Genomic DNA, 16,225 nt, shown 5'->3' with positions numbered 1-16,225 from the left:
CTTCTTGTCCTTCTCAGCGGCAGATCAGATCTGCGACTGCAGATAGATCTCCAGGCCCATCTTCTGGATCAGACCGAGCTGTTGCTCCAGCCAGTAGGCGTGGTCTTCCTCGGTATCGGTCAGTTGCACGCGCAGGATGTCGCGGGTGACGAAGTCCTTGTGCTTCTCACACAGGGCGATGCCCTTGGCCAGGGCAGCACGGACATGGCGCTCCAGCTTCAGGTCAGCCTCCAGCATCTCCGGCACGGTCTTGCCTGGGTGGATGTCGTCCGGGCGCATGCGCGGGGTGCCTTCGAGCAGCAGGATGCGACGCAGCAGCGCGTCAGCGTGCTGGGTTTCCTCTTCCATTTCGTGGTTGAGGCGCTCGTAGAGCTTGGTGAAGCCCCAGTCCTCGTACATGCGCGAGTGGATGAAGTACTGGTCGCGAGCGGCCAGCTCACCAGTCAGCAGCGTGTTGAGATAATCGATAACCTCGGCGTGGCCTTGCATCAGCCTTCTCCCTGGGACGTGACAGCGAATTAAACGGCGCTATGGTCGCGACTGGCCATGACCGGGGTCAAGTCCGCAACGCCCCACAAACGCAGCCGCCCTCCGAAGAGGGCGGCTGGTGGGACGGTTTCAGCTTAGTCCAGCTTCAGGCCCAGCGCCTTGGCGACGCCTTCGCCGTAGGCCGGATCGATGTTGAAGAACAGTGCCAGCTGGCGACGCTGGATAGCCTCCGGCACGCCCGCCATGTCACCGGCAATGTTCTCGTACAGACGCTGCCGCTGGGCTTCGTCGAACAGACCGAACAGCGCGGCCGGCTGGCTGTAGTAGTCATCGTCCACGCGGTGGTTCCAGTGATCCGCACTGCCTTCCAGGGTCAGTGGCGGCTCGGAATAGTCCGGCTGCTCCTGCCACTGGTTAAAGCTGTTCGGCTCGTAGGTGACGGTCATGTCGCCGTTGTTGCCGTCCACTCGCATGGCGCCGTCGCGGTGGTAGATACGTGGGTTGTTGCGCGCGGCGTTCACCGGGATCTGGTGGTGGTTCACGCCCAGGCGGTAACGGTGCGCATCGCCGTAGGAGAACAGACGGCCCTGGAGCATCTTGTCCGGCGAGAAGCCAATGCCGGGGACGATGTTCGCCGGGGTGAAGGCAGACTGCTCGACCTCGGCGAAGTAGTTCGCCGGGTTACGGTTGAGCTCGAAGTAGCCCACCTCGATCAACGGGTAGTCGCCGTGCGGCCAGACCTTGGTCAGGTCGAACGGGTTGTAGCGGTAAGTGGCCGCTTCCTTCTCCGGCATCACCTGCACGTACATCTTCCAGCGAGGGAAGTCACCGCGTTCGATGGCGTCGAACAGGTCCCGCTGCGAGCTTTCGCGGTCAGCGCCAACCAGCTTGGCGGCTTCCTCGTTGCTCAGGTTCTCGATGCCCTGCTGGGTCTTGAAGTGGAACTTGACCCAGAAGCGTTCGTTGCTGGCGTTGATGAAGCTGTAGGTGTGACTGCCGAAACCATGGACGTGACGGTAGCTGCGCGGCAGCCCACGGTCGCTGAAGTCAATGGTCAACTGGTGCAGGGCTTCCGGCAGGTGCGAGAAGAAGTCCCACTTCAGGGTGGCGTTACGCAGGTTGGTACGCGGATCGCGCTTCACCACATGGTTCAGGTCGGGGAATTTCAGCGGGTCGCGGAAGTAGAAGACCGGGGTGTTGTTGCCCACCAGGTCCCAGTTGCCTTCCTCGGTGTAGAACTTCAGGGCGAAGCCGCGGATATCCCTCTCGGCATCCGCCGCACCGCGCTCGCCAGCAACGGTGGAGAAGCGCAGGAATAGCGGCGTCTGCTTGCCGACCTGGGAGAACAGCTTGGCGCGGCTGTAGCGGGTAATGTCATGGGTGACGGTGAAAGTGCCGTAGGCAGCGGAGCCTTTGGCGTGCATACGGCGCTCAGGGATCACTTCACGATCAAAGTGCGCCAGTTTCTCCAGGAACCAGACGTCCTGCAGCAACATCGGGCCCCGTGGGCCGGCGGTCTGGACGTTCTGGTTATCGGCAACCGGCGCTCCGGCAGCGGTCGTCAGGCGGGTGTTGTCGCTCATCGTTACTCTCCTTAACGGCGGGGTGTGCAAAGGCCGGCGAATCACGAAGGCTGTGAGCGCGGCCCGACATCCCAATCGGACAATTAAGCGCCTCCACCGGCGATCTGGCTGTTGATCCAGCTCAGCAAGCAGTAGAAGTCGGCGTCGTTAAGGATCGGTGACAAGGACATGGACCAGCCAATTTATTGATTCGAGCTGATCAATAGAGAAAAACTTTTCGATAGGCGATAAAAAACCGGGCACAGGGCCCGGTTTCTTATAAGGCGTAAACCTTACTCTGCAGCTTCTACTGCTTGGCCGCCAACAGCGCGGTCAATCAGCTCGACGTATGCCATGGGGGCATTGTCGCCAGCGCGGAAGCCGCACTTCAGGATGCGCAGGTAGCCGCCCGGACGGTTGGCGTAGCGCTTGCCCAGCTCGTTGAACAGCTTGCCTACGGCTTCTTTCGAACGGGTACGGTCGAAAGCGAGACGACGGTTGGCAACGCTATCCACTTTAGCCAGGGTGATCAGCGGCTCGGCAACGCGACGCAGTTCCTTGGCCTTGGGCAGGGTGGTTTTGATCAGCTCGTGCTCGAACAGCGACACAGCCATGTTTTGGAACATGGCCTTGCGGTGCGAGCTGGTACGGCTCAGGTGACGACCACTTTTACGATGGCGCATGGTTCAATTCCTTTCCAAACTTTACGTTCGGTAGCTACGACGATCAGGCAGTAGCCTTGTCGTCTTTCTTAAGACTTGCCGGCGGCCAGTTATCGAGGCGCATACCGAGGGACAGACCGCGCGAGGCCAGAACGTCCTTGATTTCGGTCAGGGACTTCTTACCCAGGTTCGGCGTTTTGAGCAGCTCTACTTCGGTGCGCTGAATCAGGTCACCGATGTAGTAGATGTTCTCTGCCTTCAGGCAGTTGGCCGAACGGACGGTCAGCTCAAGGTCATCGACCGGACGCAGCAGGATCGGATCGATCTCGTCTTCCTGCTCTTCAACGACGGGTTCGCTGTCACCTTTGAGGTCCACGAACGCTGCCAGCTGCTGTTGCAGGATGGTAGCGGCGCGACGGATAGCCTCTTCAGGGTCCAGGGTGCCGTTGGTTTCCAGATCGAGGACCAGCTTGTCCAGGTTGGTACGCTGTTCGACACGGGCGTTCTCGACCACGTAGGCAACACGACGTACGGGGCTGAACGAGGCGTCGAGCTGAAGACGGCCAATGCTGCGGCTTTCGTCTTCATCGCTCGAACGGGCATCAGCCGGCTCGTAGCCGCGGCCACGAGCGACTTTCAGCTTCATGTTCAGCGCGCCGTTATCGGCCAGGTGGGCGATAACATGGTCACCGTTGACGATCTCGACATCATGATCCAGCTGAATATCGGCAGCGGTCACCACACCCGAGCCCTTTTTCGCCAGGGTCAGCGTCACTTCGTCACGGCCGTGCAGCTTGATGGCCAGGCCTTTCAGGTTGAGCAGGATCTCGATGACATCTTCCTGCACACCTTCGATGGCGGAGTACTCGTGGAGTACGCCGTCGATCTCGGCCTCGACTACCGCACAGCCGGGCATGGAGGACAACAGGATGCGACGCAGCGCGTTGCCCAAAGTATGGCCGAAACCACGCTCGAGAGGCTCGAGGGTAATCTTGGCGCGGGTTTGGCTGACCACCTGCACATCAATGTGGCGGGGGGTCAGGAACTCATTTACCGAACTCTGCATGGATGCACCTATTTTCTAGCCCTTACTTGGAGTAGAGCTCGACAATCAGGTTTTCGTTGATGTCGGCGGACAGATCGGCACGAGCCGGGACACTTTTGAAGGTGCCAGCTTTCTTGTCGGAGTCCACGTCGACCCACTCAACGCGACCGCGCTGGGCGCACAGGTCCAGAGCTTGGGCGATACGCAGCTGGTTCTTCGATTTCTCGCGAACAGCAACCACGTCACCAGCTTTGACCTGGTAGGACGGTACGTTTACGGTCTGGCCGTTGACGCTGATGGTCTTGTGGGACACCAGCTGACGGGATTCGGAACGAGTGGAACCGAAGCCCATACGGTAGACGACGTTGTCCAGACGGCACTCAAGCAGCTGCAGCAGGTTTTCGCCTGTGGAGCCCTTGCGGCGGGACGCTTCCTGATAGTAGCCACGGAATTGACGCTCGAGGACGCCGTAGATGCGGCGAACTTTTTGCTTCTCGCGCAGCTGCAGACCGTAGTCGGAAAGACGACCACGACGCTGACCATGCTGACCGGGAACTTGTTCTGCCTTGCATTTCGAGTCGAGGGCACGAACGCCGCTCTTCAGGAAAAGATCAGTGCCTTCGCGGCGGGACAGTTTGCACTTGGGACCAATGTAACGAGCCATTTCTCACTGTCTCCTATTACACGCGACGCTTTTTCGGCGGACGGCAGCCGTTATGCGGAATCGGGGTTACGTCGGTGATGCTGGCGATTTTGTAACCGCAGGCATTCAGCGCACGAACGGCCGACTCGCGACCCGGGCCCGGGCCCTTGACGTTGACGTCAAGGTTCTTCAGACCGTATTCCAGAGCAGCCTGGCCGGCACGCTCGGCCGCTACCTGGGCAGCGAACGGGGTGCTCTTACGCGAGCCACGGAAACCCGAACCACCGGAGGTAGCCCAGGACAGGGCATTGCCCTGACGGTCGGTAATGGTAACGATGGTGTTGTTGAAGGATGCGTGAATATGCGCGATCCCGTCGACCACCGTCTTTTTGACTTTCTTGCGAGGACGAGCAGCAGGTTTTGCCATGACTAGATTCCTAAGCGATTACTTGCGGATCGGCTTACGCGGGCCCTTACGGGTGCGCGCGTTGGTCTTGGTGCGCTGACCGCGAACCGGCAGACCACGACGATGACGCAGACCGCGGTAGCAACCGAGGTCCATCAGACGCTTGATGTTCATGTTGATTTCGCGGCGCAGGTCACCTTCGGTGGTCAGCTTGGCCACCTCGTTGCGCAGCGAATCAATCTGCTCTTCGCTCAGCTCTTTGATCTTTACAGCCGGGCTAATGCCGGTGGCTGCACAGATGCTCTGTGCGGTTGTGCGACCAACACCATAGATGTAGGTCAGCGAGATAACAGTGTGCTTGTTATCCGGAATGTTTACGCCTGCAATACGGGCCATTCAGAAAAACTCCAATTGACAGCTACCCGGCGCCCAGGGAGCCAAGAAAGGGCGCGGATATTAGCGCTGTAAAAACAAATAATCAACCCGGCAGCACACTAGCTGCCGGGTTATAACGCGTGATTCACACTCAGCCTTGGCGCTGCTTGTGACGCGGCTCCGAGCTGCAGATCACACGAACGACGCCTTCGCGACGGACGATCTTGCAGTTACGGCACAGCTTCTTAACCGATGCACGAACTTTCATCAGTGACTCCTCGAACCTTACGGGTCAGCGCAGCAGACCGCTGCCATAGCCCTTCAGGTTGGCTTTCTTCATGAGGGATTCGTACTGGTGAGAAACGAGGTGCGATTGTACTTGAGCCATAAAGTCCATCACAACCACGACCACGATCAGCAACGAGGTCCCGCCAAGGTAGAACGGTACGTGGGCAGCTACGACCAGGAACTGGGGCAGCAGGCACACAGCCGTCATGTACAGGGCACCGAACATGGTCAAACGGGTCAGCACGCCATCGATGTAGCGAGCCGACTGTTCACCCGGACGAATACCCGGAATAAATGCACCGGACTTCTTGAGGTTTTCCGCCACGTCCTTCGGGTTGAACATCAGCGCTGTGTAGAAGAAGCAGAAGAAAACGATCCCTGCACTAAACAGCAGAATGTTCAGCGGCTGCCCTGGAGCGATCGCTTGCGCGACGTCCTGCAGCCAACCCAGGCCTTCCGACTGACCGAACCAGGCACCCAGGGATGCCGGGAACAGCAGAATGCTGCTGGCGAAGATCGCGGGAATCACACCCGCCATGTTCACTTTCAGCGGCAGATGGCTCGTTTGGGCGGCAAACACCTTGCGACCTTGCTGGCGCTTGGCGTAATGCACGGCGATACGACGCTGACCACGCTCGATGAACACCACGAACGCGATGATGGCCACGGCCAGCAGGCCGATAGCAATCAGGGCGAAGATGTTGATGTCACCTTGACGCGCGGACTCGAAGGACTGACCGATTGCTCGGGGCAGCCCTGCGACGATACCGGAGAAGATCAACATGGAGATGCCGTTGCCGACACCCCGCTCGGTGATCTGCTCACCCAGCCACATCATGAACAGTGCACCCGCCACGAAGGTGGTGACCGACACGAAGTAGAAGCCGAAGTCGTTGGAGAAGGCCACACCCTGGCTACCCAGACCAATGGACATGCCAATGGCCTGGACGAGTGCCAGGGCGAGAGTTGCGTAGCGGGTGTACTGGCTGATCTTGCGACGCCCAGACTCACCCTCTTTCTTCAACTGCTCCAGCTGCGGGCTGATAGCGGTCATGAGCTGCATGATGATCGACGCCGAGATGTACGGCATGATCCCCAATGCAAAAATACTCATGCGCTCCAGCGCGCCGCCGGAAAACATGTTGAAGAGGCTAAGAATGGTCCCCTCGTTCTGCCGGAACAGTGCCGCCAAGCGATCGGGGTTGATGCCCGGGACTGGGATATGCGCGCCGATCCGATAGACGATGATCGCCAGGAACAGGAAACGCAGACGTGCCCAGAGCTCGGACAAACCACCACCGTTGCTCAGCGCAGAGAGAGCACCTTGCTTAGCCATTTAGTCCTCGATTTTGCCGCCAGCTGCTTCGATAGCCGCACGAGCGCCCTTGGTGGCGCCGATGCCTTTCAGGGTGACTGCGCGAGTAACTTCGCCCGACAGCATGACTTTCACACGCTGTACGTTCTGGTTAATCACGTTGGCATCCTTCAGGGACTGCACGGTAACGACATCACCCTCAACCTTGGCCAGCTCGGAAGTGCGCACTTCTGCGCGATCCATGGCTTTCAGCGAGTTGAAGCCGAACTTCGGCAGACGACGGTGCAGCGGCTGCTGACCACCCTCGAAGCCCGGAGCGATGGAACCACCGGAGCGGGAGGTTTGACCTTTGTGACCACGGCCACCGGTCTTGCCCAGACCGCTACCGATGCCACGGCCCGGACGGTGCTTTTCGCGACGGGCACCCGGCGCGGAACGCAGATCGTTCAGTTGCATGGATTAACCCTCCACACGCAGCATGTAGTAGGCCTTGTTGATCATGCCGCGATTTTCAGGAGTGTCCTGAACTTCAACGGTGTGACCAATGCGACGCAGGCCCAGGCCTTTGACGCAAGCCTTGTGATTGGCCAGGCGGCCGTTCACGCTCTTGATCAGGGTAACTTTGACAGTTGCCATGGTTAGAGAATCTCCTCGACGCTCTTGCCACGCTTGGCCGCTACCGACTCAGGGGACTGCATGTTCTTCAGGCCCTTGAAGGTTGCGTAGACCACGTTCACCGGATTGGTGGAGCCGTAGCACTTCGCCAGAACGTTCTGCACACCAGCAACTTCCAGGACAGCGCGCATGGCGCCGCCGGCGATGATGCCGGTACCTTCGGAAGCCGGCTGCATGTACACCTTGGAGGCGCCATGGGCGGACTTGGTCGGGTACTGCAGGGTAGTGCCGTTCAGATCAACCTGGATCATGTTGCGGCGAGCAGCTTCCATTGCCTTCTGGATAGCGGCTGGCACTTCACGCGCCTTGCCACGACCGAAGCCAACACGGCCCTTGCCATCGCCAACCACGGTCAGCGCGGTGAAGGCGAAGATACGGCCACCTTTTACGGTTTTGGCGACGCGGTTCACCTGAACCAGCTTCTCGATGTAGCCTTCGTCGCGCTTTTGATCGTTATTTGCCATAACTTAGAACTCCAGACCGCCTTCGCGAGCGGCATCAGCCAGGGCCTTGATGCGACCGTGGTACTTGAAGCCAGAACGGTCGAACGCCACCTGAGTGACGCCGGCAGCCTTGGCGCGTTCCGCGACCAGTTGACCAACTTTCTTGGCTGCGTCGACGTTGCCGGTGGCACCTTCGCGCAGTTCCTTGTCGAGAGTCGAGGCGCTGGCCAGGACTTTGCCGCCATCGGCCGCAATGACCTGGGCGTAGATGTGCTGGGCGGAGCGGTACACACAGAGGCGTACGGCTTCCAGTTCGCGCATCTTCAGGCGTGCCTTGCGAGCGCGGCGCAGACGGGTTTCTTTCTTGACGCTCATTTGCTATGCCCTACTTCTTCTTGGCTTCTTTACGAAGGACGACTTCGTCGGCGTAACGCACGCCCTTGCCTTTGTACGGCTCCGGCGGACGGAAGTCGCGGATTTCCGCGGCGACCTGGCCGACCAGCTGCTTGTCGATACCCTTGATCAGGATGTCGGTCTGGCTGGGGGTTTCCGCGACGATGCCGGCAGGCAGTTCGTAATCAACCGGGTGGGAGAAGCCGAGAGCCAGGGACAGCACTTGGCCTTTGGCCTGCGCCTTGTAACCAACACCAACCAGCTGGAGCTTGCGCTCGAAGCCTTGGCTGACGCCGATCACCATGTTGTTGACCAGAGCACGGGTGGTACCGGCCATGGCACGGGTCTGCTGATCGCCGTTACGCGCAGCGAAACGCAGCTCACCGTTGTCCTGAATGACTTCGACGGACGGATGTACTTTCAGCTCGAGAGCGCCCTTGGCACCCTTGATCGAAAGTTCCTGACCAGCCAGCTTGATTTCAACGCCAGCGGGCAGAATGACGGGGTTCTTAGCAACGCGAGACATGCTGATTCCCCTTAGAACACAGTGCAGAGCACTTCGCCACCGACGCCAGCGGCACGGGCAGCACGATCAGTCATCACACCTTTGTTGGTGGAGACAATCGAAACGCCCAGGCCGCCACGAACTTTCGGCAGCTGGTCTACGGATTTGTACTGGCGCAGGCCAGGACGGCTGATTCGCTTCACTTCCTCGATGACAGGCTTGCCTTCGAAGTACTTCAGCTCGATCGACAGCAGAGGCTTGGCCTCGGCGGTGACTTGGAAATCCGCAATGTAGCCTTCGTCCTTGAGGACTTTGGCGACTGCCGCTTTCAGCTTGGAAGACGGCATGCTCACGACGGTCTTCTCAGCCATCTGGGCATTACGGATGCGAGTTAGCATGTCTGCTAACGGGTCCTGCATACTCATGGGCTTAATGCTCCTGATACAAAAGATAAGCCTTCAACTTCACAACTCGCCCTCACAACACCAGGCGAACTAAAACCCGTGCTCGGGGGAGCCGGGTATTCTAAAGATCGCTCAAAAACGAATCAAGCCCCACAAGGGGGCTTGCTTCGCTAAGCGATCAACGGAGCCGTTGCCGACTCCGCTTAGCACTTACCAGCTGGCTTTCACCAGGCCCGGTACGTCACCGCGCATTGCTGCTTCACGCAGCTTGTTACGGCTCAGGCCGAACTTGCGGTAGTAACCGTGCGGACGACCAGTCAGACGGCAACGGTTACGCAGGCGGCTGGCGCTCGCGTCACGCGGTTGCTTCTGCAGGGCGACCTGGGCGTTCCAACGATCTTCCGCAGTGGTGCTCGGATTCACGATGATCGCTTTCAGCTCGGCACGCTTTTTGGCGTACTTGGCTACCGTGCGCTGACGCTTCAGCTCACGGTTCTTCATGCTCTCTTTAGCCATGGTCCTACTCCAATCAGTTGCGGAACGGGAATTTGAAGGCGCGCAGCAGTGCACGACCCTCATCATCCGAACGCGCGGTAGTGGTCAGAGTGATATCCATACCGCGGAGGGCATCGATCTTGTCGTAATCGATTTCCGGGAAGATGATCTGCTCTTTGACGCCCATGCTGTAGTTGCCACGGCCGTCGAAGGACTTGGCATTCAGACCGCGGAAGTCACGTACGCGCGGCAGGGAGATCGACAGCAGACGGTCCAGGAACTCGTACATGCGATCGCCACGCAAGGTGACTTTCACGCCGATCGGCCAGCCTTCACGAATCTTGAAACCGGCGATGGACTTACGAGCGTAAGTCACGATCGGCTTCTGACCCGCGATCTTTTCCAGATCAGCTACGGCGCTCTCGATGACTTTCTTGTCGCCGACAGCTTCGCCAAGACCCATGTTCAGGGTGATTTTGGTAACGCGCGGAACTTCCATCACGTTGCCCAGCTGAAGCTCTTGCTTCAGTTTGGGGGCGATTTCCTTCCGATAAATTTCTTTCAATCGTGCCATGGTGATCTACCTAGCTCCCTCAAGCCTGAACCGGTTTCTGGGTCGACTTGAAGACACGAATCTTCTTACCGTCTTCGACCTTGAAGCCAACGCGGTCAGCCTTGTTGGTTTCAGCATTGAAGATGGCGACGTTGGAGACGTGCAGAGGCGCCTCCTTCTCGACGATCCCGCCTTGCTGGTTGAGCATGGGGTTGGGTTTGGTGTGGCGCTTGACGAGGTTCACACCGCCAACGACCAGACGGTCATCAGCCAGAACCTTCAGCACCTTGCCACGCTTGCCCTTGTCCTTGCCGGCAATGACGATGATTTCGTCGTCACGACGAATTTTTTGCATGACGGCTACTCCTTACAGCACTTCTGGGGCAAGGGAGACGATCTTCATGAACTTCTCAGTACGAAGTTCACGAGTCACCGGCCCAAAGATACGGGTGCCGATCGGCTCCTGCTTGTTGTTCAGCAGGACGGCGGCGTTGCCGTCGAAGCGAATGATGGAACCGTCGGTACGACGTACGCCGTGCTTGGTACGAACGACCACGGCAGTCATCACCTGGCCCTTCTTCACCTTGCCGCGCGGAATCGCTTCCTTGACGGTGACCTTGATGATGTCGCCAATGCCGGCGTAGCGGCGGTGGGAACCGCCGAGCACCTTGATGCACATTACGCGACGCGCGCCGCTGTTATCAGCGACTTCGAGCATGGATTGAGTCTGAATCATCTTCTATCTCCGACCCTTAGACTTCAACCGCGCGCTCGACGACGTCAACCAGGGTCCAGGCCTTGGTCTTGGCCAGCGGACGTGTTTCGCGAATGGTGACCAGGTCACCAATGCGGCACTGGTTGGTTTCGTCGTGGGCGTGCAGTTTGGTCGAACGCTTCACGTATTTGCCGTAGATCGGGTGCTTAACGCGGCGCTCGATCAGAACGGTGACGGTCTTGTCCATCTTGTCGCTGACGACACGGCCAGTCAGCGTACGGACGGTTTTCTCGGCTTCAGCCATGATTACTTACCTGCTTGCTGGTTGAGCACAGTTTTCACGCGAGCGATGTCGCGCTTAACCTGCGAGAGCAGGTGAGACTGCCCCAACTGGCCAGTTGCCTTCTGCATGCGCAGATTGAACTGATCGCGCAGCAGGCCGAGCAGTTGCTCGTTCAGCTGCTCAACGGATTTTTCACGAAGTTCATTCGCTTTCATCACATCACCGTCCGCTTAACAAAGGAGGTGGCGAGCGGCAGCTTTGCAGCGGCCAGGGCGAATGCCTCACGCGCCAGCTCTTCGGATACACCCTCGATCTCGTACAGGACCTTGCCCGGTTGAATCTGGGCTACCCAGTACTCGACGCCGCCCTTACCTTTACCCATACGTACTTCCAGGGGCTTTTTGGTAACAGGCTTGTCGGGGAATACACGAATCCAGATCTTGCCACCACGTTTTACGTGACGGGTCAGCGCACGACGCGCGGACTCGATCTGACGTGCGGTGAGACGGCCACGGCTGGTTGCCTTGAGGGCATACTCGCCGAAGCTGACTTTAGAACCGCGATGAGCCAGGCCACGGTTGTGACCGGTCATTTGCTTGCGGAACTTCGTACGCTTGGGTTGCAGCATTTGCGTACTCCTTACTTAGCAGCTTTTTTACGAGGCGCGGGCGCTACCGGCTTCAGCTCTTCCTGGCGGCCACCAATGACCTCGCCTTTGAAGATCCAAACCTTCACACCGATCACACCGTAGGTGGTGTGCGCTTCGTAGGTTGCATAGTCGATGTCGGCACGCAGGGTGTGCAGGGGCACACGACCTTCGCGATACCACTCGGTACGAGCGATTTCAGCGCCGCCCAGACGACCGCTTACCTGGATCTTGATGCCCTTGGCACCAATGCGCATGGCGTTCTGTACAGCGCGCTTCATGGCGCGACGGAACATAACGCGACGCTCCAGCTGCTGAGCTACGCTTTGCGCAACCAGCATACCGTCGAGCTCCGGCTTGCGGATCTCTTCGATGTTGATGTGCACAGGCACACCCATTTGCTTGGTCAGGTCCTGACGCAGCTTCTCAACATCTTCACCTTTCTTGCCGATCACGATGCCGGGACGAGCGGTGTGGATGGTGATACGTGCAGTCTGAGCCGGACGATGGATGTCGATACGGCTGACGGACGCGCTTTTTAGTTTGTCTTGGAGATACTCACGTACCTTCAGGTCGGCGAACAGATAATCGGCGTAAGTGCGCTTATCTGCGTACCAAACGGAGGTGTGCTCCTTGACGATACCCAGGCGGATGCCATTGGGATGTACTTTCTGACCCATCTGATCGACTCCGTTACTTGTCCGCAACCTTGACAGTGATATGGCAAGACCGCTTGACGATGCGATCAGCACGGCCTTTGGCACGCGGCATGATGCGCTTGAGCGAACGACCTTCGTTGACGAAGACGGTGGAGACTTTGAGGTCATCCACATCGGCGCCTTCGTTGTGCTCGGCGTTGGCCACGGCCGACTCCAGCACTTTCTTCATGATCTCGGCGGCTTTCTTGTTGCTGAAAGCCAGGAGGTTGAGCGCGTCGCCCACCTTCTTCCCGCGAATCTGGTCGGCGACCAAGCGGGCTTTCTGGGCGGAGATACGAGCGCCCGAGAGCTTAGCGGCTACTTCCATCTTCCTTACCCCTTAACGCTTGGCTTTCTTGTCCGCAGCGTGCCCACGATAAGTGCGGGTAGCAGCGAACTCGCCGAGTTTGTGACCGACCATATCTTCGTTGACCAGAACCGGCACGTGCAGACGGCCGTTGTGGACAGCGATGGTCAGACCAACCATGTGCGGCATGATCATAGAACGGCGCGACCAGGTCTTGATCGGCTTGCGGTCGTTCTTTTCTACCGCCACTTCGATCTTCTTCAGCAGGTGAAGATCGATAAAAGGACCTTTTTTCAGAGAACGTGGCACTGTCGTATCCCTCTATTTACTTGCGGCGACGGACGATCATGTTGTCGGTACGCTTGTTCGCGCGAGTCTTCTTACCCTTGGTCTGAAGACCCCACGGCGATACCGGATGACGACCAGCAGAGGTACGACCTTCACCACCACCATGCGGGTGGTCGACCGGGTTCATGGCAACACCACGAACGGTCGGGCGAACGCCACGCCAGCGCTTGGCACCAGCTTTACCCAGCGAACGCAGGCTGTGCTCGGAGTTCGAGACTTCGCCCAGGGTCGCACGGCAGTCAGCCAGCACTTTGCGCATTTCGCCGGAGCGCAGACGCACGGTCACGTAGGCACCTTCACGGGCAACCAGCTGAGCCGAAGCACCAGCGGAGCGAGCGATCTGAGCGCCTTTACCAGGCTTCAGTTCGATACCGTGGATGGTGCTACCCACCGGGATGTTGCGCAGCGGCATGTTGTTGCCGGCTTTGATCGGAGCGCCAATACCGGAGATCAGCTGATCACCAGCCACCACGCCTTTGGGCGCGATGATGTAACGACGCTCGCCGTCCGCGTATTTCAGCAGAGCGATGTGAGCAGTACGGTTCGGATCGTATTCGACGCGCTCAACAACGGCAGGAATGCCATCCTTGTTGCGACGGAAGTCGACCAGACGATAGTGCTGCTTGTGACCACCACCGATATGACGGGTGGTGATGCGACCGTTGTTGTTACGGCCGCCCGACTTGGACTTCTTCTCGAGCAGGGGAGCGAACGGAGCACCTTTGTGCAGGTCCTGGTTCACTACCTTGACGACGAAACGACGACCAGCGGAAGTCGGTTTGCATTTAACGATTGCCATGATGCACCCCTTTACTCAGCGCCAGCTGCGAAATCGAGATCCTGGCCCGGCTGGAGAGCGATGTACGCTTTTTTCCAGTCGTTACGCTTGCCCAGGCCGCGAACGGTACGCTTGGTCTTGCCCTGAACATTCAGGGTGGTGACGCGACGTACTTTCACGCCGAACAGGCTTTCTACGGCCTTCTTGATTTCCAGCTTGGTTGCATCAGTGGCAACCTTGAAAACGAATTGGCTGTTGCCGTCCGCCAGGCCAGTGGCCTTCTCGGAGATATGCGGGCCCAGCAGCACTTTGAATACGCGTTCCTGGTTCATGCCAGCAGCTCCTCGAACTTCTTCACGGCGGACACGGTGACCAGCACCTTGTCGTAGGCGATGAGGCTGACCGGATCGGAAGCCTGGACATCACGTACGTCGACGTGGGCCAGGTTGCGAGCTGCCAGGTACAGGTTCTCATCGACGCCTTCGGTGACGATCAGTACATCTTTCAGGCCCAGGCCTTCCAGTTTGCTGACCAGACCCTTGGTCTTCGGTGCATCGACAGCGAAGTCGGCAACGACAACCAGACGATCCAGACGAACCAGCTCAGAGAGGATGGAGCGCAGAGCTGCGCGGTACATCTTCTTGTTGAGCTTCTGGGAGTGGTCCTGCGGCTTGGCAGCGAAAGTCGCGCCACCGCCACGCCAGATGGGGCTACGGATGGTGCCAGCACGAGCACGACCGGTGCCCTTCTGACGCCACGGCTTCTTGCCACCACCGGAGACTTCGGAACGAGTCTTCTGAGCCTTGGTACCTTGACGGCCGCCAGCCATGTAGGCGACGACTGCCTGGTGAACCAGGGTCTCGTTGAATTCGCTACCAAAGGTACGCTCGGAAACCTCGATCGCCTGAGCGCCATTTACATTCAGTTGCATCTCAGCTTCCTCTCTTAACCGCGAGCCTTGGCTGCCGGACGCACCAGCACATCACCACCGGTAGCGCCAGGAACGGCACCTTTGACCAGCAGCAGATTGCGCTCTGCATCGACACGCACGACCTCAAGGGATTGAACGGTTACACGCTCAGCACCCATGTGGCCCGACATTTTTTTGCCCTTGAACACTCGACCAGGAGTCTGGCACTGGCCGATGGAACCCGGGACGCGGTGGGAAACGGAGTTACCGTGGGTGTTATCTTGACCACGGAAGTTCCAGCGCTTGATGGTACCGGCGAAGCCTTTACCCTTGGACTCACCGGTAACGTCTACCAGCTGGCCTGCCTGGAACAGATCGACAGAGATGGAATCGCCTGCCTTGAACTCCTCTTCACCCAGACGGAATTCCCACACGCCGCGACCGGCGGCGACATTCGCCTTGGCAAAGTGACCGGCTTGCGCCTTGGTCACGCGAGAAGCACGACGCTCGCCAGCAGTTACCTGCACAGCGCGATAGCCATCGCTCTCTTCGTTTTTGAACTGGGTGACGCGATTCGGCTCGACCTCAATGACCGTGACCGGAATAGAGACACCATCTTCGGTGAAGATGCGGGTCATGCCGCACTTACGACCGACAACACCAATTGTCATCTTTAGAACCTCTTTAGTGTACGGGGCTTTCACCCGCTATGGCCGCCCATTTCAGAGCGTTACACGACCAATGCCGAAGGCATTAGCCGAGGCTGATCTGCACTTCGACACCAGCAGCAAGGTCGAGCTTCATCAGCGCGTCGACGGTTTTGTCGGTCGGCTGAACGATGTCGAGAACACGCTTGTGGGTACGAATTTCGTACTGGTCACGAGCGTCCTTGTTGACGTGCGGGGAAATCAGCACGGTGTAACGTTCCTTGCGGGTCGGCAGAGGAATCGGACCACGCACCTGAGCGCCAGTACGTTTCGCGGTTTCCACGATTTCCTGGGTAGATTGGTCGATCAGGCGGTGATCAAAAGCCTTCAACCGAATACGGATTTGTTGATTTTGCATTTGACCTCAGACTCCAAGTTGCCATTCCCAACGGACGGACTCCGCCCGTTAAAAGGAGGCGCAATTGTACGGATGCGCCTGGGGGGTGTCAATATTTAACCAACTCAACGAAAAAGGGACCCCGAAGGGTCCCTTTTTCTGGAGCAGATCAGCGATTACTCGAAGATCTTGGCAACCACGCCGGCGCCAACGGTACGGCCGCCTTCGCGAATCGCGAAGCGC

30 protein-coding genes and 1 pseudogene are annotated in these 16,225 nt (G+C 58.6%); all 31 read right to left on the bottom strand.

Annotated elements, in window-relative coordinates; translation table 11 throughout:
* Window positions 1-24: 24 nt before the first annotated feature.
* Window positions 25-489 (bottom strand): bacterioferritin, encoded by a 465-nt coding sequence (bfr, locus tag CTR55_RS12635; protein WP_296286643.1) that lies wholly within the window; start codon window positions 487-489, stop codon window positions 25-27.
* A gap of 134 nt (window positions 490-623) precedes the next feature.
* Window positions 624-2,072, bottom strand: coding sequence for a catalase KatA (katA, locus tag CTR55_RS12630; protein ID WP_296286641.1), 1,449 nt, complete (start codon window positions 2,070-2,072; stop codon window positions 624-626).
* A 272-nt stretch (window positions 2,073-2,344) separates the two neighbouring features.
* Window positions 2,345-2,734, bottom strand: a complete 390-nt coding sequence (gene rplQ / locus CTR55_RS12625; protein WP_169942325.1) for a 50S ribosomal protein L17 — start codon at window positions 2,732-2,734, stop codon at window positions 2,345-2,347.
* 43 nt (window positions 2,735-2,777) lie between these two features.
* The gene (gene rpoA / locus CTR55_RS12620; RefSeq protein WP_009617182.1) at window positions 2,778-3,779 is read right to left on the bottom strand and encodes a DNA-directed RNA polymerase subunit alpha; all 1,002 of its coding nucleotides are present in this window, start codon (window positions 3,777-3,779) and stop codon (window positions 2,778-2,780) included.
* Window positions 3,780-3,801: 22 nt separating this feature from the next.
* On the bottom strand, window positions 3,802-4,422 hold the full coding sequence (gene rpsD / locus CTR55_RS12615; RefSeq protein WP_296286637.1) for a 30S ribosomal protein S4: 621 nt from the start codon (window positions 4,420-4,422) through the stop codon (window positions 3,802-3,804).
* Window positions 4,423-4,438: 16 nt separating this feature from the next.
* Complete coding sequence (gene rpsK / locus CTR55_RS12610) at window positions 4,439-4,828, bottom strand: 30S ribosomal protein S11 (protein WP_003093689.1); 390 nt, start codon at window positions 4,826-4,828, stop codon at window positions 4,439-4,441.
* Window positions 4,829-4,846: 18 nt separating this feature from the next.
* Window positions 4,847-5,203: a 30S ribosomal protein S13 gene (gene rpsM, locus CTR55_RS12605; RefSeq protein WP_296286590.1), complete on the bottom strand. Its 357-nt coding sequence runs from the start codon at window positions 5,201-5,203 to the stop codon at window positions 4,847-4,849.
* A gap of 130 nt (window positions 5,204-5,333) precedes the next feature.
* A complete protein-coding gene (gene rpmJ / locus CTR55_RS12600; RefSeq protein ID WP_045215308.1) occupies window positions 5,334-5,450 on the bottom strand; it encodes a 50S ribosomal protein L36 in 117 nt (38 codons plus the stop codon).
* Between the two features lie 24 nt (window positions 5,451-5,474).
* A complete protein-coding gene (secY, locus tag CTR55_RS12595) occupies window positions 5,475-6,806 on the bottom strand; it encodes a preprotein translocase subunit SecY (protein ID WP_017521895.1) in 1,332 nt (443 codons plus the stop codon).
* Window positions 6,807-7,241: a 50S ribosomal protein L15 gene (rplO, locus tag CTR55_RS12590; protein ID WP_138216856.1), complete on the bottom strand. Its 435-nt coding sequence runs from the start codon at window positions 7,239-7,241 to the stop codon at window positions 6,807-6,809.
* A 3-nt stretch (window positions 7,242-7,244) separates the two neighbouring features.
* The gene (gene rpmD, locus CTR55_RS12585; RefSeq protein ID WP_296286587.1) at window positions 7,245-7,421 is read right to left on the bottom strand and encodes a 50S ribosomal protein L30; all 177 of its coding nucleotides are present in this window, start codon (window positions 7,419-7,421) and stop codon (window positions 7,245-7,247) included.
* Between the two features lie 2 nt (window positions 7,422-7,423).
* Window positions 7,424-7,924 (bottom strand): 30S ribosomal protein S5, encoded by a 501-nt coding sequence (gene rpsE / locus CTR55_RS12580; protein ID WP_009617173.1) that lies wholly within the window; start codon window positions 7,922-7,924, stop codon window positions 7,424-7,426.
* 3 nt (window positions 7,925-7,927) lie between these two features.
* Window positions 7,928-8,278 carry a 50S ribosomal protein L18 gene (gene rplR / locus CTR55_RS12575; protein ID WP_259759028.1) on the bottom strand — a complete coding sequence of 117 codons (351 nt, stop codon included), beginning with the start codon at window positions 8,276-8,278 and terminating at the stop codon, window positions 7,928-7,930.
* Between the two features lie 10 nt (window positions 8,279-8,288).
* The gene (gene rplF / locus CTR55_RS12570) at window positions 8,289-8,822 is read right to left on the bottom strand and encodes a 50S ribosomal protein L6 (protein ID WP_015475332.1); all 534 of its coding nucleotides are present in this window, start codon (window positions 8,820-8,822) and stop codon (window positions 8,289-8,291) included.
* Between the two features lie 11 nt (window positions 8,823-8,833).
* The gene (rpsH, locus tag CTR55_RS12565; RefSeq protein ID WP_015475331.1) at window positions 8,834-9,226 is read right to left on the bottom strand and encodes a 30S ribosomal protein S8; all 393 of its coding nucleotides are present in this window, start codon (window positions 9,224-9,226) and stop codon (window positions 8,834-8,836) included.
* Window positions 9,227-9,415: 189 nt separating this feature from the next.
* Window positions 9,416-9,721, bottom strand: coding sequence for a 30S ribosomal protein S14 (gene rpsN / locus CTR55_RS12560; RefSeq protein ID WP_024767384.1), 306 nt, complete (start codon window positions 9,719-9,721; stop codon window positions 9,416-9,418).
* Window positions 9,722-9,734: 13 nt separating this feature from the next.
* Window positions 9,735-10,274 carry a 50S ribosomal protein L5 gene (gene rplE, locus CTR55_RS12555; RefSeq protein WP_296286582.1) on the bottom strand — a complete coding sequence of 180 codons (540 nt, stop codon included), beginning with the start codon at window positions 10,272-10,274 and terminating at the stop codon, window positions 9,735-9,737.
* Window positions 10,275-10,293: 19 nt separating this feature from the next.
* The gene (rplX, locus tag CTR55_RS12550; protein ID WP_184593967.1) at window positions 10,294-10,608 is read right to left on the bottom strand and encodes a 50S ribosomal protein L24; all 315 of its coding nucleotides are present in this window, start codon (window positions 10,606-10,608) and stop codon (window positions 10,294-10,296) included.
* A gap of 12 nt (window positions 10,609-10,620) precedes the next feature.
* A complete protein-coding gene (rplN, locus tag CTR55_RS12545) occupies window positions 10,621-10,989 on the bottom strand; it encodes a 50S ribosomal protein L14 (RefSeq protein ID WP_017521901.1) in 369 nt (122 codons plus the stop codon).
* 16 nt (window positions 10,990-11,005) lie between these two features.
* The gene (gene rpsQ / locus CTR55_RS12540) at window positions 11,006-11,272 is read right to left on the bottom strand and encodes a 30S ribosomal protein S17 (RefSeq protein ID WP_296286579.1); all 267 of its coding nucleotides are present in this window, start codon (window positions 11,270-11,272) and stop codon (window positions 11,006-11,008) included.
* A 2-nt stretch (window positions 11,273-11,274) separates the two neighbouring features.
* Window positions 11,275-11,466 (bottom strand): 50S ribosomal protein L29, encoded by a 192-nt coding sequence (gene rpmC / locus CTR55_RS12535; RefSeq protein WP_003093720.1) that lies wholly within the window; start codon window positions 11,464-11,466, stop codon window positions 11,275-11,277.
* The gene (rplP, locus tag CTR55_RS12530; RefSeq protein ID WP_003093723.1) at window positions 11,466-11,879 is read right to left on the bottom strand and encodes a 50S ribosomal protein L16; all 414 of its coding nucleotides are present in this window, start codon (window positions 11,877-11,879) and stop codon (window positions 11,466-11,468) included. Before rplP ends, rpmC begins: the two co-directional genes overlap by 1 nt.
* An 11-nt stretch (window positions 11,880-11,890) precedes the next feature.
* Window positions 11,891-12,577: a 30S ribosomal protein S3 gene (rpsC, locus tag CTR55_RS12525; RefSeq protein ID WP_015475326.1), complete on the bottom strand. Its 687-nt coding sequence runs from the start codon at window positions 12,575-12,577 to the stop codon at window positions 11,891-11,893.
* Window positions 12,578-12,590: 13 nt separating this feature from the next.
* Window positions 12,591-12,923: a 50S ribosomal protein L22 gene (rplV, locus tag CTR55_RS12520; RefSeq protein WP_015475325.1), complete on the bottom strand. Its 333-nt coding sequence runs from the start codon at window positions 12,921-12,923 to the stop codon at window positions 12,591-12,593.
* Window positions 12,924-12,935: 12 nt separating this feature from the next.
* Window positions 12,936-13,211: a 30S ribosomal protein S19 gene (gene rpsS / locus CTR55_RS12515; protein ID WP_296286536.1), complete on the bottom strand. Its 276-nt coding sequence runs from the start codon at window positions 13,209-13,211 to the stop codon at window positions 12,936-12,938.
* A 16-nt stretch (window positions 13,212-13,227) separates the two neighbouring features.
* On the bottom strand, window positions 13,228-14,049 hold the full coding sequence (rplB, locus tag CTR55_RS12510; protein WP_296286534.1) for a 50S ribosomal protein L2: 822 nt from the start codon (window positions 14,047-14,049) through the stop codon (window positions 13,228-13,230).
* A gap of 11 nt (window positions 14,050-14,060) precedes the next feature.
* The gene (gene rplW, locus CTR55_RS12505; protein WP_015475322.1) at window positions 14,061-14,360 is read right to left on the bottom strand and encodes a 50S ribosomal protein L23; all 300 of its coding nucleotides are present in this window, start codon (window positions 14,358-14,360) and stop codon (window positions 14,061-14,063) included.
* Complete coding sequence (gene rplD, locus CTR55_RS12500) at window positions 14,357-14,959, bottom strand: 50S ribosomal protein L4 (protein WP_017521904.1); 603 nt, start codon at window positions 14,957-14,959, stop codon at window positions 14,357-14,359. Before rplD ends, rplW begins: the two co-directional genes overlap by 4 nt.
* A gap of 14 nt (window positions 14,960-14,973) precedes the next feature.
* On the bottom strand, window positions 14,974-15,609 hold the full coding sequence (rplC, locus tag CTR55_RS12495) for a 50S ribosomal protein L3 (protein ID WP_024767389.1): 636 nt from the start codon (window positions 15,607-15,609) through the stop codon (window positions 14,974-14,976).
* An 82-nt stretch (window positions 15,610-15,691) separates the two neighbouring features.
* Complete coding sequence (gene rpsJ / locus CTR55_RS12490) at window positions 15,692-16,003, bottom strand: 30S ribosomal protein S10 (RefSeq protein ID WP_003243886.1); 312 nt, start codon at window positions 16,001-16,003, stop codon at window positions 15,692-15,694.
* A 155-nt stretch (window positions 16,004-16,158) separates the two neighbouring features.
* Window positions 16,159-16,225, bottom strand: a pseudogene (locus tag CTR55_RS12485) (elongation factor Tu); the annotation flags it as partial.

This window comes from Pseudomonas sp. (genome assembly GCF_002796985.1).
GTDB lineage: Bacteria > Pseudomonadota > Gammaproteobacteria > Pseudomonadales > Pseudomonadaceae > Pseudomonas.
The sequence above is the reverse complement of the archived record's forward strand: the minus strand, read 5'-3'. Positions and strand labels throughout refer to the sequence as shown.

Coding starts and splice junctions, on each gene's coding strand:
- rplO (WP_138216856.1), bottom strand. CDS start 7,241: ATGCAACTGAACGATCTGCGTTCCGCGCCGGGTGCCCGTCGCGAAAAG.
- rpsJ (WP_003243886.1), bottom strand. CDS start 16,003: ATGCAAAATCAACAAATCCGTATTCGGTTGAAGGCTTTTGATCACCGC.
- rplW (WP_015475322.1), bottom strand. CDS start 14,360: ATGAACCAGGAACGCGTATTCAAAGTGCTGCTGGGCCCGCATATCTCC.
- rplN (WP_017521901.1), bottom strand. CDS start 10,989: ATGATTCAGACTCAATCCATGCTCGAAGTCGCTGATAACAGCGGCGCG.
- rpsD (WP_296286637.1), bottom strand. CDS start 4,422: ATGGCTCGTTACATTGGTCCCAAGTGCAAACTGTCCCGCCGCGAAGGC.
- secY (WP_017521895.1), bottom strand. CDS start 6,806: ATGGCTAAGCAAGGTGCTCTCTCTGCGCTGAGCAACGGTGGTGGTTTG.
- rpoA (WP_009617182.1), bottom strand. CDS start 3,779: ATGCAGAGTTCGGTAAATGAGTTCCTGACCCCCCGCCACATTGATGTG.
- rplQ (WP_169942325.1), bottom strand. CDS start 2,734: ATGCGCCATCGTAAAAGTGGTCGTCACCTGAGCCGTACCAGCTCGCAC.
- rpmC (WP_003093720.1), bottom strand. CDS start 11,466: ATGAAAGCGAATGAACTTCGTGAAAAATCCGTTGAGCAGCTGAACGAG.
- rpmD (WP_296286587.1), bottom strand. CDS start 7,421: ATGGCAACTGTCAAAGTTACCCTGATCAAGAGCGTGAACGGCCGCCTG.
- rpsK (WP_003093689.1), bottom strand. CDS start 4,828: ATGGCAAAACCTGCTGCTCGTCCTCGCAAGAAAGTCAAAAAGACGGTG.
- rplE (WP_296286582.1), bottom strand. CDS start 10,274: ATGGCACGATTGAAAGAAATTTATCGGAAGGAAATCGCCCCCAAACTG.
- rpsQ (WP_296286579.1), bottom strand. CDS start 11,272: ATGGCTGAAGCCGAGAAAACCGTCCGTACGCTGACTGGCCGTGTCGTC.
- rplX (WP_184593967.1), bottom strand. CDS start 10,608: ATGCAAAAAATTCGTCGTGACGACGAAATCATCGTCATTGCCGGCAAG.
- rpmJ (WP_045215308.1), bottom strand. CDS start 5,450: ATGAAAGTTCGTGCATCGGTTAAGAAGCTGTGCCGTAACTGCAAGATC.
- rplF (WP_015475332.1), bottom strand. CDS start 8,822: ATGTCTCGCGTTGCTAAGAACCCCGTCATTCTGCCCGCTGGCGTTGAA.
- rpsC (WP_015475326.1), bottom strand. CDS start 12,577: ATGGGTCAGAAAGTACATCCCAATGGCATCCGCCTGGGTATCGTCAAG.
- rplD (WP_017521904.1), bottom strand. CDS start 14,959: ATGCAACTGAATGTAAATGGCGCTCAGGCGATCGAGGTTTCCGAGCGT.
- rplC (WP_024767389.1), bottom strand. CDS start 15,609: ATGACAATTGGTGTTGTCGGTCGTAAGTGCGGCATGACCCGCATCTTC.
- rpsE (WP_009617173.1), bottom strand. CDS start 7,924: ATGGCAAATAACGATCAAAAGCGCGACGAAGGCTACATCGAGAAGCTG.
- rplV (WP_015475325.1), bottom strand. CDS start 12,923: ATGGAAGTAGCCGCTAAGCTCTCGGGCGCTCGTATCTCCGCCCAGAAA.
- rplP (WP_003093723.1), bottom strand. CDS start 11,879: ATGCTGCAACCCAAGCGTACGAAGTTCCGCAAGCAAATGACCGGTCAC.
- rplR (WP_259759028.1), bottom strand. CDS start 8,278: ATGAGCGTCAAGAAAGAAACCCGTCTGCGCCGCGCTCGCAAGGCACGC.
- bfr (WP_296286643.1), bottom strand. CDS start 489: ATGCAAGGCCACGCCGAGGTTATCGATTATCTCAACACGCTGCTGACT.
- rplB (WP_296286534.1), bottom strand. CDS start 14,049: ATGGCAATCGTTAAATGCAAACCGACTTCCGCTGGTCGTCGTTTCGTC.
- rpsN (WP_024767384.1), bottom strand. CDS start 9,721: ATGGCTAAAGAGAGCATGAAGAACCGTGAGCTGAAGCGTCAGCGCACG.
- katA (WP_296286641.1), bottom strand. CDS start 2,072: ATGAGCGACAACACCCGCCTGACGACCGCTGCCGGAGCGCCGGTTGCC.
- rpsH (WP_015475331.1), bottom strand. CDS start 9,226: ATGAGTATGCAGGACCCGTTAGCAGACATGCTAACTCGCATCCGTAAT.
- rpsM (WP_296286590.1), bottom strand. CDS start 5,203: ATGGCCCGTATTGCAGGCGTAAACATTCCGGATAACAAGCACACTGTT.